At 70.1% G+C, this 13,943-nt stretch carries 17 protein-coding genes; all 17 read right to left on the reverse strand.

Annotated features, from left to right (window positions below; all coding sequences use genetic code 11):
* Positions 1-10 precede the first annotated feature (10 nt).
* Positions 11-442, reverse strand: a complete 432-nt coding sequence (locus VF746_13360; protein ID HEX8693406.1) for a hypothetical protein — start codon at positions 440-442, stop codon at positions 11-13.
* Between the two features lie 15 nt (positions 443-457).
* Positions 458-889 (reverse strand): hypothetical protein, encoded by a 432-nt coding sequence (locus VF746_13365; GenBank protein HEX8693407.1) that lies wholly within the window; start codon positions 887-889, stop codon positions 458-460.
* Positions 890-925: 36 nt separating this feature from the next.
* Positions 926-1,654 carry a hypothetical protein gene (locus tag VF746_13370; GenBank protein ID HEX8693408.1) on the reverse strand — a complete coding sequence of 243 codons (729 nt, stop codon included), beginning with the start codon at positions 1,652-1,654 and terminating at the stop codon, positions 926-928.
* Positions 1,651-2,001, reverse strand: coding sequence for a hypothetical protein (locus VF746_13375; GenBank protein HEX8693409.1), 351 nt, complete (start codon positions 1,999-2,001; stop codon positions 1,651-1,653). Before VF746_13375 ends, VF746_13370 begins: the two co-directional genes overlap by 4 nt.
* Entirely contained in the window at positions 1,998-2,168 is a 171-nt protein-coding gene (locus VF746_13380; protein HEX8693410.1) for a hypothetical protein, read from the reverse strand. The genes VF746_13375 and VF746_13380 overlap by 4 nt, the downstream gene beginning before the upstream one ends.
* A gap of 10 nt (positions 2,169-2,178) precedes the next feature.
* On the reverse strand, positions 2,179-2,703 hold the full coding sequence (locus VF746_13385) for a hypothetical protein (GenBank protein ID HEX8693411.1): 525 nt from the start codon (positions 2,701-2,703) through the stop codon (positions 2,179-2,181).
* Positions 2,704-2,727: 24 nt separating this feature from the next.
* Entirely contained in the window at positions 2,728-3,201 is a 474-nt protein-coding gene (locus VF746_13390; GenBank protein HEX8693412.1) for a hypothetical protein, read from the reverse strand.
* Between the two features lie 76 nt (positions 3,202-3,277).
* Positions 3,278-3,703, reverse strand: a complete 426-nt coding sequence (locus VF746_13395; protein HEX8693413.1) for a hypothetical protein — start codon at positions 3,701-3,703, stop codon at positions 3,278-3,280.
* Between the two features lie 97 nt (positions 3,704-3,800).
* Positions 3,801-4,859, reverse strand: a complete 1,059-nt coding sequence (locus VF746_13400) for a major capsid protein (protein ID HEX8693414.1) — start codon at positions 4,857-4,859, stop codon at positions 3,801-3,803.
* Positions 4,860-4,905: 46 nt separating this feature from the next.
* On the reverse strand, positions 4,906-5,568 hold the full coding sequence (locus tag VF746_13405; protein ID HEX8693415.1) for a head decoration protein: 663 nt from the start codon (positions 5,566-5,568) through the stop codon (positions 4,906-4,908).
* A 49-nt stretch (positions 5,569-5,617) separates the two neighbouring features.
* Positions 5,618-7,006, reverse strand: a complete 1,389-nt coding sequence (locus tag VF746_13410; GenBank protein HEX8693416.1) for a S49 family peptidase — start codon at positions 7,004-7,006, stop codon at positions 5,618-5,620.
* Entirely contained in the window at positions 7,003-8,565 is a 1,563-nt protein-coding gene (locus tag VF746_13415; protein ID HEX8693417.1) for a phage portal protein, read from the reverse strand. Before VF746_13415 ends, VF746_13410 begins: the two co-directional genes overlap by 4 nt.
* A complete protein-coding gene (locus VF746_13420) occupies positions 8,562-8,693 on the reverse strand; it encodes a hypothetical protein (GenBank protein HEX8693418.1) in 132 nt (43 codons plus the stop codon). The genes VF746_13415 and VF746_13420 overlap by 4 nt, the downstream gene beginning before the upstream one ends.
* Before the next feature lie 242 nt (positions 8,694-8,935).
* On the reverse strand, positions 8,936-10,921 hold the full coding sequence (locus VF746_13425; protein HEX8693419.1) for a terminase gpA endonuclease subunit: 1,986 nt from the start codon (positions 10,919-10,921) through the stop codon (positions 8,936-8,938).
* Positions 10,899-11,642, reverse strand: a complete 744-nt coding sequence (locus VF746_13430) for a hypothetical protein (protein ID HEX8693420.1) — start codon at positions 11,640-11,642, stop codon at positions 10,899-10,901. Before VF746_13430 ends, VF746_13425 begins: the two co-directional genes overlap by 23 nt.
* Positions 11,643-12,244: 602 nt before the next feature.
* On the reverse strand, positions 12,245-12,937 hold the full coding sequence (locus VF746_13435; protein HEX8693421.1) for an RNA polymerase sigma factor: 693 nt from the start codon (positions 12,935-12,937) through the stop codon (positions 12,245-12,247).
* The gene (locus tag VF746_13440; GenBank protein ID HEX8693422.1) at positions 12,934-13,884 is read right to left on the reverse strand and encodes a hypothetical protein; all 951 of its coding nucleotides are present in this window, start codon (positions 13,882-13,884) and stop codon (positions 12,934-12,936) included. Before VF746_13440 ends, VF746_13435 begins: the two co-directional genes overlap by 4 nt.
* Positions 13,885-13,943 lie beyond the last annotated feature (59 nt).

The following is a 13,943-nucleotide window of genomic DNA, read 5'->3' on the forward strand; positions in this document are numbered from 1 at the left end:
AGCTCGGTGGCTATGCGGAAGTAGAGCCAGTGGTCGGGGCCTCGCCTTTTCCCTCGCGCGCGCCCAGTCCCGCCGCCCGCAGTGCCGGCGGTCCGAGGATGCACTGCGTCTCGAAGTCGAGCGCGGCGAGGTCGTCCATGCTCATCCCCGCGAACACGAGCGCCCCGGTCTCAGGGTCGCGAGTAGTGTGCTTGATCGCGGAAAGGAGAGCGACGGTTTGCTCGTGTTCCGGCTCCGACGCGGCGACGTCGATCAGTACGGCCGAGCGGGTGACCCCCGAACCGCCGCGCACCTCCACCTCGCCTTCCAGCTCCGGCACGTAGTGCCACTCGCTGGTGGCCCCGACCGGCCGTGCTTCGGCCCGCTTGGCCGCGACCCGCGCCCGGGCCCGCTCCGCCAGCGACGGCACGGGCGCGGCCGGGGCGACCTCCTTCCTGGGCATCGTTCGTCCCTCCGTTTACGACGTGAGCTTGCTCAGCGCACCCTGCTTCACGAAGCGGAGCACGGTGGTGATCGCCTGGCCCACCTGCGTGTCCACCGGCTTGTAGACGAAGCACTTGTAGGCCGCGCTCCAGCCGGGGTTGGTGGCCGACCGGCTGGCGTTCACCGCCCGGAACTCCACGGTCACGTTGAGACCGTTGCGGGCGTCCTCGTATGCCGCGGCGTTCACCGCGTCCGGGGTGCCCGTGCCGAAGGCCTGGAGGCAGGTGACCTCCAGCGAGCCGGACTCCATGCCCGCCTCGCTCGACTTCGTGCCGGCCGCGTTGCCCACGGTGGTGTCCACCTCGTCGAACTCCGGACCGCCGGAGATCTGCTGGACGTACGCGGAGAGGTCGACCGTCGTGGGGCCGGAGGTCGTCACGCTTACGTACGGGTTCTTGAGGATCATCGGTTGCCATCCGGTGCTGAGGGAGGGAGGGGTGTGTCAGCGGATGCCTGCCGCGACGAAGAGGGGCACCGTGGGCGCGCTGCCGGTGACGGTGTCCACCACGCGCCACCAGGTGTCGGTCACCGGCCCAGCGAGCGAGCCCCAGGCGGCGCCGTTCGGGCCGGCCGGAGTGAGGGTGACGCGGTCGGTGGGCGAGGCGAAGTTGGACGCCGGCGCGCTCTGGAGCTTGAACGTGGTGGCGAGCGCGGCCGAGGCGGCGCCGACATGGACGACCAGGTAGACCCGCTGACTGGAGAGCGCGGCCCCCAGGTTCACGGCCGTTCCGTTGTTGGTTGCGCCGGTCACGCTCCGCGTGAGGTTCAGCATCACCCGCCCCCGCACCAGCGGCCCCGAGCTGCTCCGTCCTTCCGCCGTGATCGTCGCCGGCTCACCTACGCGCAGGTCTTTCGGAGCGCGGAACGCAGTGGACAGGAACAGCCACGCGAGGTCTCCGGCGGCGGCGGAGCCGAGCGCGAAGGCGAGCGGCACGCCAGCGTCGCCCTGAAGCGCGAACAGCGCATCGCCTGGGGCGTCGACGTTGTTGTCGGAATAGAGGAGCCCGCAGGAGAACTCCGCCTGCTCGATCCCCGCATCGGACTGCCGCATTCCGGCGCTGCCGGCGTGGCTGGTCTCCTTCTCGTCCAGTGTGGCACCCAGCGAGATCCGCTGCAGGCCGTTGGTCAGGTCGTAGCCGCCCACGAACAGGCGACCGGTCTTGAAGATCATGCGCGGATCTCCTCCAGTGCGGTGGCCTGGACGAGCACCAGCACGTCCTGTGGCTCAGTGGGCGGGTCGTCGCGCAGGACGAACGCCGCTCGCCAGCCGCAGTTGGTGGGACCCACGGGCCCGCACCGCTCGCGGATCTCAGCCTCGCAGGGCGCGCCGCTCTCCCTGATGGACCACCAAAGGTCGCCCGCAAGCGCTGCCGATTCTGCGTCGCGGCGCCACCGCAGGTGAAGCTCGGAGTACACGAAGCCGTTCGGCTTCGTCCACCTGCGCAGGAAACCCGCGCTCATGTGCTGCGAGACGTCGCGTCCGCCGACAACGACGTGGCGAATGGGCGTCGTCTTCACGGCTGAGCCCCTTTCGCCCGGCGGCGCGGTGGCTCGACCGGCCGCGCAGCCTTGACGTCCAGCAGAGGCTGGGCGACGTCAGCCGGCCAGTCTACGCGCGTGGGAGGGTTTGTCACCGGGAAGCGTCCGAAGCGGTTCATGACTTCCGACAGGAGCTCGATCAGCATCAGTGGGCCCTCATGCCACGGGTGAGAGTGTCGTCGGGTCCGCCGCATCGGTCGCGAGCTGGAAGCGGAAGAAAAGCATCACCTCGCCGAAGGGCACGCCCGCCTGGTCGCGGTCCCACCGGGCACCGACGTACTCCGCCCGCTCCACCAGCCCCCCGAACGGCCGGGGCTCGGTCCAGTCGTAGAGCAAGGCGATGATCGCCCATGAGCGGAGAGGGTCCAGCAACGTGTCGAGCCCAGGCGCCCCGCTCTCGTTGCTGCCCTCGACCTGGCAGACCACGGCGGCGAACACCTCGCTTGTCACCGACCCCGGCGCCCTGAGCTCCCCTGTCTCCCCGAGCTTCTCCGGCGGCTGCGCCAGGACCACCGCCATGCGGGGCAGCTCTCCCGGCTCCCCCGGCGCCAGCGGGGAGCGGCACACCAGCGCCGCCGGCCGCTCGTACGTCACCCCGGCCGGGGTCGTGGCGGAGGATTCGCCGAGGCGGCCCTCCGCCGCCTGCAGCACGCGTTCGAGGATGCTCGCTGGAATCTGCACGGGGTCGTTGTTTCCGCAGGGAAACTAGCTGCCCTTGCCCACCACGATCTCCGTCTCCTCCCCGTCTCCCACCGGCGTCGCGGCGAGGATGACGTACCGCACGCCGTTGAAGAAGAGCGCGGCGCGCGCCCGCAGGTGGACCCGTGACACCATCCCGGTCGCCACCCGCACCAGCCCGGCCGGCTCCCCGTGAACCGCGCGCTCGCCTTCGAAGGTGTCTTCCTGCCGGTCGACGTCCCAGTGGCCCCAGGTGGAGAGCGCCACCTGGCTGCCGGCGGGGGCCGCGCCGACGAGGTCCACGGCCGCGCCGCCCGCCGTTGCGGCCACCTGGAACCCCTGCGGGTTGGGGGCGAGCACGTAGTAGCCGGTGCCCGTCGCCAGCCCGCCCGGCGCCCCGCCCACGAACTCCAGCCGCAGCCCCGCCGGGAAGCCGTGGCCGGCGGTGAGTACCCGGTCGGTGGCGCCGTCCACCGTGAACGGCCGGTGCCCATAGAGCACGGGCTTGCCTCCGGTCAGCCGGAGATCTGTCTCCACCTCCTGAGGGGTGAACACGGGGGCGGCGGCGGTGAGCGGACTACTCGGTCACCAGGCCGGGGATGCGCCCGCCCGGATCGTCGTCCACGTCCGCCTCCAGCTCGTGGCGCCGCGCGGCGATGGCGGCGGCGATGTCGGCGTTCTTCAGCGCGCCGTTCCTGCCCGTGCCGACGATGGAGCCGAGGTCGATCCCGAGCGCCTTCGCCCCCTGCTCCAGCTCCGCGCGCGTCGGCGGGACGGTCGCCGCCGGGTGCTGCGGCTGGTCCGCCGACGTGGCCGACGGCACGATCTCCACGGCGGGCGGCTTCATCCGGGCCAGCCTGAGCGCCTCGCCCTCCTCCATCGGGAAGGCCTCGGCGGGCTTCTCCTTCGTGCCCGGCAGGTAGGTGCCGCGGCTGCCGCCGGGCGGCGTGTAGCGCACCTGCACGAGCGGGATCACGTTCACCATCTTCACGTCGTCCGCCATCGGGATCACCTGTAGTGGTGAGAGGTTGATCGTTTGGAGAGGGGCGGGGTACGGCCCCGCCCGGGTTCTTCGACTCCTCCGCGCGAGGCCGGGGGGGTTACGCCAGCACCACGGCGCTCACGGTGGCGTTGGGACGCAGCGGCACCGCGAGCGGGGCCGACTGCGTCATGACGTACTCTGCCGACGGGTCAGCCTCCTTCCAGTTCTTCGGGAAGCGCTCCATCACCGCGAGCCCGCTCTCCCCGGCGTCGGCGTCCATGATGGCGCCGTAGCAGATGGTGCCCTCCACGTCCATGGAGACGCCCAGCACCTCCTCCTTCGGGAACACCTGCTGCGTGACGCCGTCCTCGTCCTGGTAGGTGTCGCTGTACGTCCAGAACTGGAACTCACCGACCGTTCCCTGGTTGACGATCTTGCGCGCCGCCTGCGGGCCCATCTGCAGCGAGGTGGTCTGGCCCCGGTTCTGGGCGTTGAGCAGGATCTTGAGCAGGTCCGGCTCGTTGTCCTTGAGCCAGTTCTTGTACGCCTTGAAGGCGCGCGTCCCCATGATCCAGTCGGTGACCACCGCGCCGTCGCCGTTGTCGCGCACCAGCTCCGCCCACTCCTCCAGGTCGTCGTTGGGCGTGGCGGTCGACGCGCTCCACAAGTCGGCGCCGGAGAGGACGATCCGGTGCGCGGAGTTGCGCCCGAAGCTGATCACTTGGGTGGGGTAGCCGTCTCCCGAAACGGTGACTTGCCCGAGCCGCAGCGCCTCCGCGCACATCACCTCCTCGCGGTTGTCGCAGGCGTCGTCCTGCTCGAACAGGTGGTTCCGGATGTGGATGTTCCGGCGCTCCGCCATGCTCATCTCGCCGTTCAGCTTCTCGCCCGCGAGGCGCTTGATCGCGTCGGTGGGCCGCACGACCCCCTTCGGCTTCAGGTACGCGGGCTTGAAGACGCGGGTCACGTAGCCCCACGCCTCCATGATCTTGCCCTTGACCAGCGGCGAGACGAAGGGCGCCAGGCGCTTCTTCTTGTCCACCACGTCGAAGAGGATCTCCTCCCGGTCGCTCTGCACGCGGAAGGGGAAGAAATTGCGGAAGAACGTCTGGAGCTTGCCGCCTTCGCGGCTCTCGACCACCCCGATCAGCACCCGGGTGGTGTACGTGTCGGCCATGGGTCGGACCTTTCCTGTTGGTGGTCGTCGTGAGTGGAGGCGGGCGTCAGGCCTTGACGCTGCTGCGCAGGTAGAGTCCGCGCGCCGCCAGCGTGTCCTTAACCGTCCCGGCCGTGTGGCCGGTCCCGAAGGTGAGCGCGCGCTGGTTGATCTCGGCCGGCCCGCCGGTGTAGATCGGCGCGAGCTTGTCGCCGGCCGAGGCGTCGCAGTCGTGCGCCAGGATGCCAGTCCCGTCCTGGGAGCCGTCCACCGCCGCTGCCAGAGACTTGATCCACTTGCCGGAGCCGGAGACGGCGACCGTGAAGGTGTCGCCCACCACGAAGTCGGTGGCGCCGTCGGAGATCGTGAGGTTGATGTGGCCGCCGGTGTAGGCGACGCCCACCGTCAGGTCCGCCAGGCGCTCGCCGTTGGGGGCGAACACCGCGAAGGTGCCGGCGTTGCTCGCCGCCGTCACGCAGCGCAGCGTGTAGGTGCCCGCCTGCGCCTTGGCGCCCAGCGTCACGGCCGACGCGGTGCCGTTGCCGGTGTTCGCGCCCGCGGTTGCGACACCCACGGTGTCCTTGGTGCACTTGCCCATCACCGTGCCGCGGACGACGTTCTGACCGCTCTTCACGGTCACCGTGTCCGCGTGGGGGCAGCCGTCCGCGATCAGGTTGTCGGGCGTGTAGGTGCCCTCCGTCGCGAACTTGGGGTTCAGGTCGAAGCTCACGGCTGGTCTCTCCGCGAAGTGGGAAGAAGCGGCGCGCGCTGCGCGCCCGTCAGTTCGGCGAGGGCGCCGGCAGCTTGCCGGCGTTCAGGATCTGCAGCACCTGCGCGGCGTCGGTGGCGGACGCCCCCGCGGTGGCGGCGTTGGGAGCGGGCGCGTCCAGCGCGACCTCGTCCGCCCGCACGGCGTCGTGGAAGGCCTTCGCCCTGGCACCGGCCGTCGAGCCTGCCTTGCGGGCGGCGGCGAGGATGGCGCGCGCCGCGTCCCCGGCGGTGGCCTGCGGGTCCTCGATGAGCGGCGCCACCGCGGCGCGCTCGTCCTCGGTGGTCGCTTCGGCGAGAACCGCGCGGATCCGCTCGCGCTCCCGCGCGGCGGCGGCCGTCTCGAGCTCCGCCACCGCCTGCGGGTGGGCCTGGCGCAGCGAGTCGGCGGTGATGGGCCCCGGCTGCTCTTCGCTGCCGGACATGGGCTCCTGGCGCATCGTGCGCTCCTGGGAGAGGGTGAACCCGCCGGCGGCGGGCGTGCCCCGGGAACCGGGGCCGTACTTGTCCGAAAGCTCCGCGATCAGCCCCTCGAAGGAGCCGAGCCGGTCGATCATTCCCGCGGCGACCGCCTGCTGTCCGACCAGGACGCCCCCACGGCCGAAGTCCGAGAGCACCCGGGCGCGCGGCACGTTCATGTTGCGGGCGACGTGGTCGATGAAGACGTCGGCCAGCGAGTCCACCAGCGCCTGGTGCCGCGCGCGCCCTTCATCCTCTGCGGGGTTGGCGCGCTTGTCGGGGCTCTGCGAGGAGACGATCTCGAACCTGCGAACCCCGGCCTTCGCGTCTCGCTCGGAACTGTCGACGTAGGAGCTCACCACGCCCAGCGAGCCCCACATGGAAGCGTCCGCCCCCACGCGCTCACCGAACGCGCTCGCGAGCCAGAACCCGGCGGAGCAGCACAGGTCGGACGCGTACGCCACGGTAGGCATCTCGGCCGCGAGGGACCGGACCAGGTCCGCCGCCTCCCCGCAGCCGCCGAACTCGCCGCCGGGCGTGTCGAAGTAGCCCACGGCCGCGCCCACCACACCTGCGCGGTACGCGGCCCGCACCGCCGCCACATCGCGAGCAAGCGCGTCGTACGCCGTGCAGCCGCAAACGTCGGTGAACTCGTCCGCGTAGTGGAACATCGGGCCGACGATCCGGAGCACCGCGACGCCGCCCCGCACGCTCGCGCGCGGCGCCCCGTCGACGGGCTGGCCCCACTCGACCGCCACCGCGTCCTTGCGGAACGGCTCCAGCGCGGCGCGGAGCTCCTCGCGCAGCTGCGCCGCGCTCAGGTCCCGCCCGCCGATCTGCTCGGCCACGGGCCGCATCGCCTCCAGCCATTCGCGCTGCATCGCCCACTGCGCCACCATGAAGGCGGCGGCCAGGCGGCGCGGGACCGTGCGGCCGCTCATGTCCCAGCCTCCTGTGCATTCGCGCGCTCGATCATGGCGTCGGCCTCGGCGAGGCTCTCTGCGGACGGCCCCTCCAGGCCGTCCTCACGGCGGCGGCGCACTTCCTCCGCGCGCTGCTCGTGGTTGCGGCTCCAGTCGCCACCGGTCATCGACGCCGTCTCCTCCTGCAGCGTGGTGATCCCCAGCGAAAGCCGTATCTCGGCCGCGCGGGCCTCCTTGAGCTCGTCCAGCTGGCCCGGCGCGTCGCCGATCCACTCGTGAGCGAGCCACGCCGCGCGGGTGAGCGGGGAGTCGAAGAACCCCGGGGCTTCCAGCAGTCCCGTCGAGACCGCTTCCGCGACCACCCATCCGTAGACCGGCGCGCAGAGCGATTCGGACAGCCACTCGCGCCAGCCATAGAAGGTCCGCCACGCCTCCAGGAGCGCCGCGCGCGCGGCGGAGTAGCTCGACTGGAACCGCCGCGTGAGCACCTCGAACGGCAGCCCCAGCGCCGCCCCCACCTGCATCAGGATCGTGTCTACGAACGCGCCGTACGCGTCGTTCGGGCGCTTGGGGTCTACGATGGTGGCGGAGCTTCCGTGGGGAAGCGTGGCGATGGTGCCGGAGCCCAGCTTCACTTCGTCTTCGGCGATCTCACCCGCTGCCGCCGCGTCCGCGCTCTCGGCCGTGAGCGACATCGGGTCGGTGAAGCCGTCGTCCGGCGTGGTGATGAGGACGGCCAGCATGGTGTTGACGATGCAGGCCTCCACGTACGCGTCGTTGAAGATCCCGAAGCGGCGGAACAGCGCGATCACCGGGGCGAAGAGGGGCGTCCCCCGGGTCTGCCCCAGGTCGCGCCGGCGCAGGTGAAGGAGCGCCAGCGGCTCGCCGCTCTGGGGTCCGAACGCCGGCACGCGCGTCCACGTCGTCGGGCCGGCGCGCCGTGCCAGGCAGTCGTTCGGGTGGCGGTCCGCCACGTGGTAGGCCACCGCCGCACCGTCGGCGTCCTTCTCCACACCCGCGCGCAGCGAGTCCGTATCCCACGCCCCTCGCGGGTTCGAGATCCGGCCCGGCTCCACCTGCTGCAGCTTGAGTCCCAGTGCGTCGCCCGCGCGCTTGCGGTACCGCCGGATGGTCAGGAGATCGCCGCGCACCACGGTGCCGATGAAGGTCATCTCCAGAAGCTGCCGCCAGGAGGAGACGCGCTCGATGTCGAGATGGTTCTTCACCGCGTCCCAAAGCGTCTCTACCTCGTCCGCCCACGCCTCCGCCTCGACGCGAGAGAGCCCCAGCGGCCCCCGGCGCGGGGTGGCGCGAAGCCGCAGCCCGGTCCCCACGACGCTGTCGACCTGCGTCTGCACCGCCCCCGCGGCCAGCGGCTCGTTGCGGACCAGGTCCGCCGAGCGGTCCCGCAGCGTCGGCAGGTCGCGCAGCGCGAGGCTGTCGGCGCTACCCGACGCCGTCTCCCAGGAGCGCAGCGCGCGCTCGGAGAGACTCGCGCCCCGGTGACCCAGCGACTCCGCGTAGCCGGACAGTGCGGCGATCGCGAGTGTGCGGCGCGTGGGCGCGGCGCGGTTCACTGCGGCACCACCTTGAAGAACCGCAGCCCCGAACTCCCGCCGGACAGCCGCGCGATCTCCGCCTTCAGGTCCCGCTCGTACGCGCGGAGGTCGCGCAGTTCGGTCTCTACCCGCTGGCGGTCGTTCACCGTGCGCGACTGTCCGCCGTGGAGAACGCGGCTGATCGCAGCCCGCACTTCTGCGAGCTGAGTTTCCGCGACGGCCAGGGCTTCCTCGCGAGTTGCCACTTTGAAGGATGCAGGGGGGCAAAACGAAGCGGGGGCCCAAGCCGAAACATCGGCTCGGACCCCCACCGGGTCGGGTGCGCTCAGGGCGCGCCTACTGCATGGGCAAAGAAACTACAGGGTCGCGTCCACCTCCGCAAGAGTGATCACAGTCGTTTGCCCGGCGCGATCACCCTCACGCCGCCGCGTGGACGGTGGGTCCCGCCTCCAGCGAGCGCAGCGGCGGCGCCTGGAGGCGTCCACCGGGACAGCGCCTCCGCGAACTGCGCGAGCTGCGTCCTGCGTGTCGCCTTGGGGAGCCGCAGGTGCAGTGCGACCAGGTTTCCCACTTCGAGGTCGATCGCTTCATTCGGCCGCCGGGACTCGTTCACGTACATGAACCGGCCCTCCCTCCAGACCCGCCGCTCGCGGCCGAACTGGGCGAAGTACTCGCTGTCGGCGCCATTGTGCCACTCGGGGTCCGCGGCACGGAAGTGAATGTAGCCGTCGGGGAAGAACCCGGCCGCGGCCTGGTCGCCACGCGGCTCGGTCCGAAGGCGCTGGAACAAGGTATCCTTCATGGGCACCGTCCCGACCAGCACCAGCTGCACGCCCTGCTCGTTCTTGCCCTTCGACATCTTGTAGGGTTCCGCCTGCTCCGTCTTCCCCCCCTTGGTGGCCCGCACCGGCACCGGCCCGTCCTGTCGGGACGCCACGTACCGGTATACCTCGTTCTTCAGGTACCCGGAGTCCACGCACATCAGCGCGACGCGCAGGGGCGCGCCAGAGGCGTGGCGCCAGATGCGCATCCGGAACGCCTCCAGTGCCTCCCACACCGCCGGCTGGGTGGGATCGCCGTAGATGCGATCGTGCAGAATGTTCCAGCTCTCCTCCCTCGCCCCCCACCCCTTCACCAGAAGCTCGATGCGGTCGGGCTGCACGTCCACGCCGGCCGTCAGAAGCCCCACGCCGTGCGGGACCTCGATGCGCCCGCCCGATGGAGTCAGCCACCGCTCGGCCCGGGCCTCCAGCCCCTCCGCGGTGATCGACGTCCCCGGCTGCTCCCAACACTCACCCAGCACCGTGTTGATGAAGCCCTTGAGCGCTTCCCAATCTCCCTGCGCGTCGAGCCACTCCTGCGCGATCCCCTCCCAGCCGCCTGGATCAACGAGTGAATAAAGCGCGCTGATGTGGTACCCACGCACGCCGCTGCGGCCGGGCTTCTCCGCGATCCAGCGCCCGCCCTCAACCATCGACACCTTGTAGCGCTCGTCGATCACGCACGCGCCGCCTGCGCACAGGTAGATAACGGAACCGGGCACCACCCTCTTCACCCCGTCAAAGTCATCCGTCTCCCACTTGAGCCCGAACGGCTGCTCCCGCCCCCCGAAGCGGAGCACCTGTTCGTGCCCGCAATGAGGACAGCGCACGTACCACCGGCGCTGGTCCGAGAGGTTCCATAGCTTCAGGATACGGCTGGTAGCCTTCTCCTTGGGCGTCGAGCCATAGAAGAACTTCTTGTTCCAGTGGTTGCGCGCGCGCTTCTCGCCCAAGGTGATCGGGTCGCCTTCGTTCTCGGCGGAGAGCGGGTAGCCGTCCACCTCATCGAAGTAGACCTCGCGGCAGTCGAAGCGCCGGAAGCCGCGCGGGCTGGTGGCACCTACGATCCGAAGGATGCCGCCCGGGTAGCGCTTCGAGAGGATGGTCTGGTCGGGGTCCTTCCACTTCGTTTCACCGATCTTCGCGCGGACCGCCGGCGTCTCGTCGATCAGCGGCGCCAGGTTTTCCTTCGACCACTTCTCGGCATCCTCCAGGGTCGGCTGCACCATCAAGACCGAGCACGGGTCCTGGTCGATGTGGTACCCGATGGCGTTCTCCAGCACCCCTTGAGTATACCCGACACGGGCCGACTTCATCACCACGACGCGCTGCACGGTGGGGTCGGACACCGCGTCCAGCACTTCGCGAAAGTACGGTGTGCGCCGCATGCGGTACCGCCCGGGCTCCGAGCTATTCAGCACGGAGAGCTTCCTGTTCTTCTCCGCCCACTCGGTGGCGCTGAAGCGCGGCTTGGGCCGGAACGCCTCGCGCACCGTGGCGGTGAAGCGGCGCCGCCAGTTGAGGATCGCGCTAGGGTGCGTCGTGCTCGGCATCCGATTCGGCGCTTTCGGCTACGTTGGCAAGAGCGGAGAGCACTTCGTCGATCGCATCATCCAGAATCGCCTGCGCGCGGGTGGTCGCGTCGCTGTCCAGGGCGACCACCTGCTCCAGCACTCCCATGCGCGACGGGTCGTCGGCGAGGCGGTTGCGTAGATCCTCGATGCTCGCGCGGAAATCCTGCTGGACGCCGGCCATGCGGGGGGCGTACTTGCCCGGCACCTGGTTCAAGACCTCGCGCACGGCGTAGGCGAGCGCCTCTAGTTTCTCCACGTGGAAGTCGAGCGCGACCAGCTGTCCCAACCGCTCCTCGAAGTCCAGCCTGTGCTTCCCGGCGAGGAACCACTCCTTGAGTGCCTGGAAGCGCCCTTTGTCCTTCGCCTTGATTTCGCGCCAGTCAGCGGGCAGCTCGCCGGGAGAGGTGTCGAGCGGTTCGGCGTTGGCCGCGGGTGCGCCCTCTCGCTCCCCCCACTCCCCCCCCTCCACTCCCCCCTGCTCTGGTCGGCGGGAGCGACTCACGTCCGCCCCCCGCTCGGCAATTTCTTCCTGCCACAATCGGTGCAGCAAATCCGCATCAAAGCAACCGTCGCTATCCCGGCCCACATCAAAGCGTTTCAATGCGTCTCGGACGGCCTTCGGGGTGAAGCCTACGAGGCCAAGTTCTTCCCGCCGCATTGCGTAGGGCTTGACCTTCATCAGCCCGAAACCGGACGGCATCTCTCAGCCTCCGGAGCGGCGCAGGGGGGAGTGACTCCCCCCGCCTGTATCTAGAGATGTGGAGCGGTCGCGCGTTACCCGCGAGCCTCCGACGCCGGAAGGACCCGCGCTGCATCGTCCCGTTACAACTGCTGGGTTCGGTTGGAGCGGTGGGAAGAGACGCTTCGCGGCGTCGGGCACCAGCCGACTCGCGCCTCCTTTCGTGCCTGCCGCTGCGCGTTGTTGCGCTTCCGCAATGGCGATCATCGTGGTGACCTCGTCCTCGTTGATTGGGGGAAGGCCGATGCTATTGTCGTCGCGTTCGCAAAAACCTTGGATCGACCTTAGCGCTTCCGCGAACGCGCTCAGGGTCTTGCCGCGGTCGTAGGTATAGCCCCTGAGTAACACTTCGATCCCACCTGTCGACAGCCGCGCGTAGTAAACCGCAACCCAGTGCCTCCACCGGCAGCGTTGTTTTGTGCTGTTGCTAGTCCCGTCGCGCTCACAGGTGTGGCGCACGGCCCAGTGGCCGAGCATGCCAGGCGCCGCCGTGACGTTCCACTCCCACCCGCACGTCGGGCAGGGCACGTCGGTGCGGACGTCCTCAAGAGTTGCGACTCGGCTCATGGGGTCTTTCCCTGAGGATCGTTCTGGCTGGGCCCGCAGGCCGCGAACGTCTGCCGGCTCGGGGAGTAGCCCGTGGCGCGCACGACCTCGCACGCTACCTGCGCGTACGTCCATTCGGGGTGCCGGTGGCGCACTGCGGAAGCGTGGTGCTGGAGGATGGGGGCCCGCTGTCGCGGACTCCCGCGGATCGGTTTCGCCGGCCCGGCCAGGAGCGCGGCGAGCTTCACGCAGGCCCGGTCGCGGTGCCCGATCATTTGCTTGTCGCGCAGATGCATCCGGCGGCCGATTTCCTTGCTGCCGACGCCGTCGAGGCTCAGACGGACGACCTGCTGTTGCGGCGCGGTGAGGTGCGGGAGGCTCGCTTCCACCCGCTCGCGCAGGTCCGCGTCCGCTTCGGCCGTGGCTTCGCGAGGGTCACTCTCCCAGGTGAGCGCGAGCGCGTAGGCGTCCTGCAACTGGCAGCGGCGGATCCGGTCGCGCTTCCAGTTACGGGCGCGCTGGCGGACGATGCCGAAGAGCAGGGCTTCGGGATGCTTGACCTCGGTGGTCGTGAGGGTCCGCCACCAGCAGATGAACACCTGCTGCGCGAGGTCTTCGGCTTCGGTGCGGTCGCGCAGGTAGTAGCGGCAGGCCACCAGCACGCGGTGGTGGTAGTGGCGGTAGAGCGAGGCGAAGGCGTCGGGGCTCATGCGGCCTTCCTCCTTCGGCCCCACGTCGCTGGCAGCATGCAGGAGCCGCCGCAGCCGGTGTCAGACGCGATGAGCAGTTCCGTTAGGTCGGTCTGCGCCTCGACCAGCTGCAGCAGGCGATAGAGGGTGAGCGGGCGGGTGCGGCCACCGCGCCGGTCACGCAGGATCGACACGTCCTTGCCGGTGGCCCGCCGGAAAGCGTCCTCCAGCGCTGCCCACCAGAGGAAGTACGGACGGTTGGTGTTCAGCAGGTGAATCCACCAGGCGTGTCCGGCCTTCACGCAGGCGCCGCCACAGTTGTTGGTGGGGAAGCCCTGCGCGTAGAGGCGCGGGGTGGCGATGCCAACACCGCGTATCCAGGTCCGAAGCGCGGGTCTGTCGAGGTCGGGACGGTCCACTAGTGGGGAATAGACCAGCCACGGCAGGAAGAGCCTGCGGATTCCACCTCGCCCGCGCCCGCCGTGGAAGCGGTGGCCCTCGGAGTGAGCCAGCCCGACGTACAACCGAACCGCCTCCGGGCTCCACCGCGCCGCGACGTAGTCATCCGAGAGCGCCCGCTTCAGGATGCGGCTGCACGGGCCCGCCTGCCGGGCTCCGCCACCCATCCGGCCTTCCTCGAAGAACACTTCGAAGGGGTGGCGCCCGTCGGCCAGCCAGTGCAGTTGCGGCAGTCGGGCGCTGGCCCGCATGCGCAGGTGAGCGAGCGCCGCCTTGCGACCTGGCTCGTCCTCCCACACCTGCGGCAACGTGAGCGCGAGCGGCACCAGGTCCGACACGTCCACGCCGTAGAGGTAGCCGCACCACTCCAGCAGGAAGCGGTACAGGTCGTTGTCTTCGATGAGCGTGTCGGTGAACAGGCACTCCGGCGCGGCGCCGGTCTCCATGCGGACGAGGTCCGCCGTGACGGCGCTGGCCGCCCCGCCTGAGAGTTTCACGAGGTGGATCATGTCGCCTCCGTGCAGGTCCGGCACGCCCCATAGGGCCGCTTCCTGGTCCCCGCGCACTC

This window comes from Longimicrobium sp. (assembly GCA_036389795.1).
Classification (GTDB): Bacteria; Gemmatimonadota; Gemmatimonadetes; order Longimicrobiales; family Longimicrobiaceae; genus Longimicrobium.

What these genes read in the sequence shown, in the direction of transcription:
- VF746_13360 (HEX8693406.1), bottom strand. Translation starts at nt 442, where the DNA reads ATGCCCAGGAAGGAGGTCGCCCCGGCCGCGCCCGTGCCGTCGCTGGCG.
- VF746_13365 (HEX8693407.1), bottom strand. Translation starts at nt 889, where the DNA reads ATGATCCTCAAGAACCCGTACGTAAGCGTGACGACCTCCGGCCCCACG.
- VF746_13370 (HEX8693408.1), bottom strand. Translation starts at nt 1,654, where the DNA reads ATGATCTTCAAGACCGGTCGCCTGTTCGTGGGCGGCTACGACCTGACC.
- VF746_13380 (HEX8693410.1), bottom strand. Translation starts at nt 2,168, where the DNA reads ATGCTGATCGAGCTCCTGTCGGAAGTCATGAACCGCTTCGGACGCTTC.
- VF746_13395 (HEX8693413.1), bottom strand. Translation starts at nt 3,703, where the DNA reads ATGGCGGACGACGTGAAGATGGTGAACGTGATCCCGCTCGTGCAGGTG.
- VF746_13400 (HEX8693414.1), bottom strand. Translation starts at nt 4,859, where the DNA reads ATGGCCGACACGTACACCACCCGGGTGCTGATCGGGGTGGTCGAGAGC.
- VF746_13410 (HEX8693416.1), bottom strand. Translation starts at nt 7,006, where the DNA reads ATGAGCGGCCGCACGGTCCCGCGCCGCCTGGCCGCCGCCTTCATGGTG.
- VF746_13425 (HEX8693419.1), bottom strand. Translation starts at nt 10,921, where the DNA reads ATGCCGAGCACGACGCACCCTAGCGCGATCCTCAACTGGCGGCGCCGC.
- VF746_13430 (HEX8693420.1), bottom strand. Translation starts at nt 11,642, where the DNA reads ATGCCGTCCGGTTTCGGGCTGATGAAGGTCAAGCCCTACGCAATGCGG.
- VF746_13435 (HEX8693421.1), bottom strand. Translation starts at nt 12,937, where the DNA reads ATGAGCCCCGACGCCTTCGCCTCGCTCTACCGCCACTACCACCACCGC.
- VF746_13440 (HEX8693422.1), bottom strand. Translation starts at nt 13,884, where the DNA reads ATGATCCACCTCGTGAAACTCTCAGGCGGGGCGGCCAGCGCCGTCACG.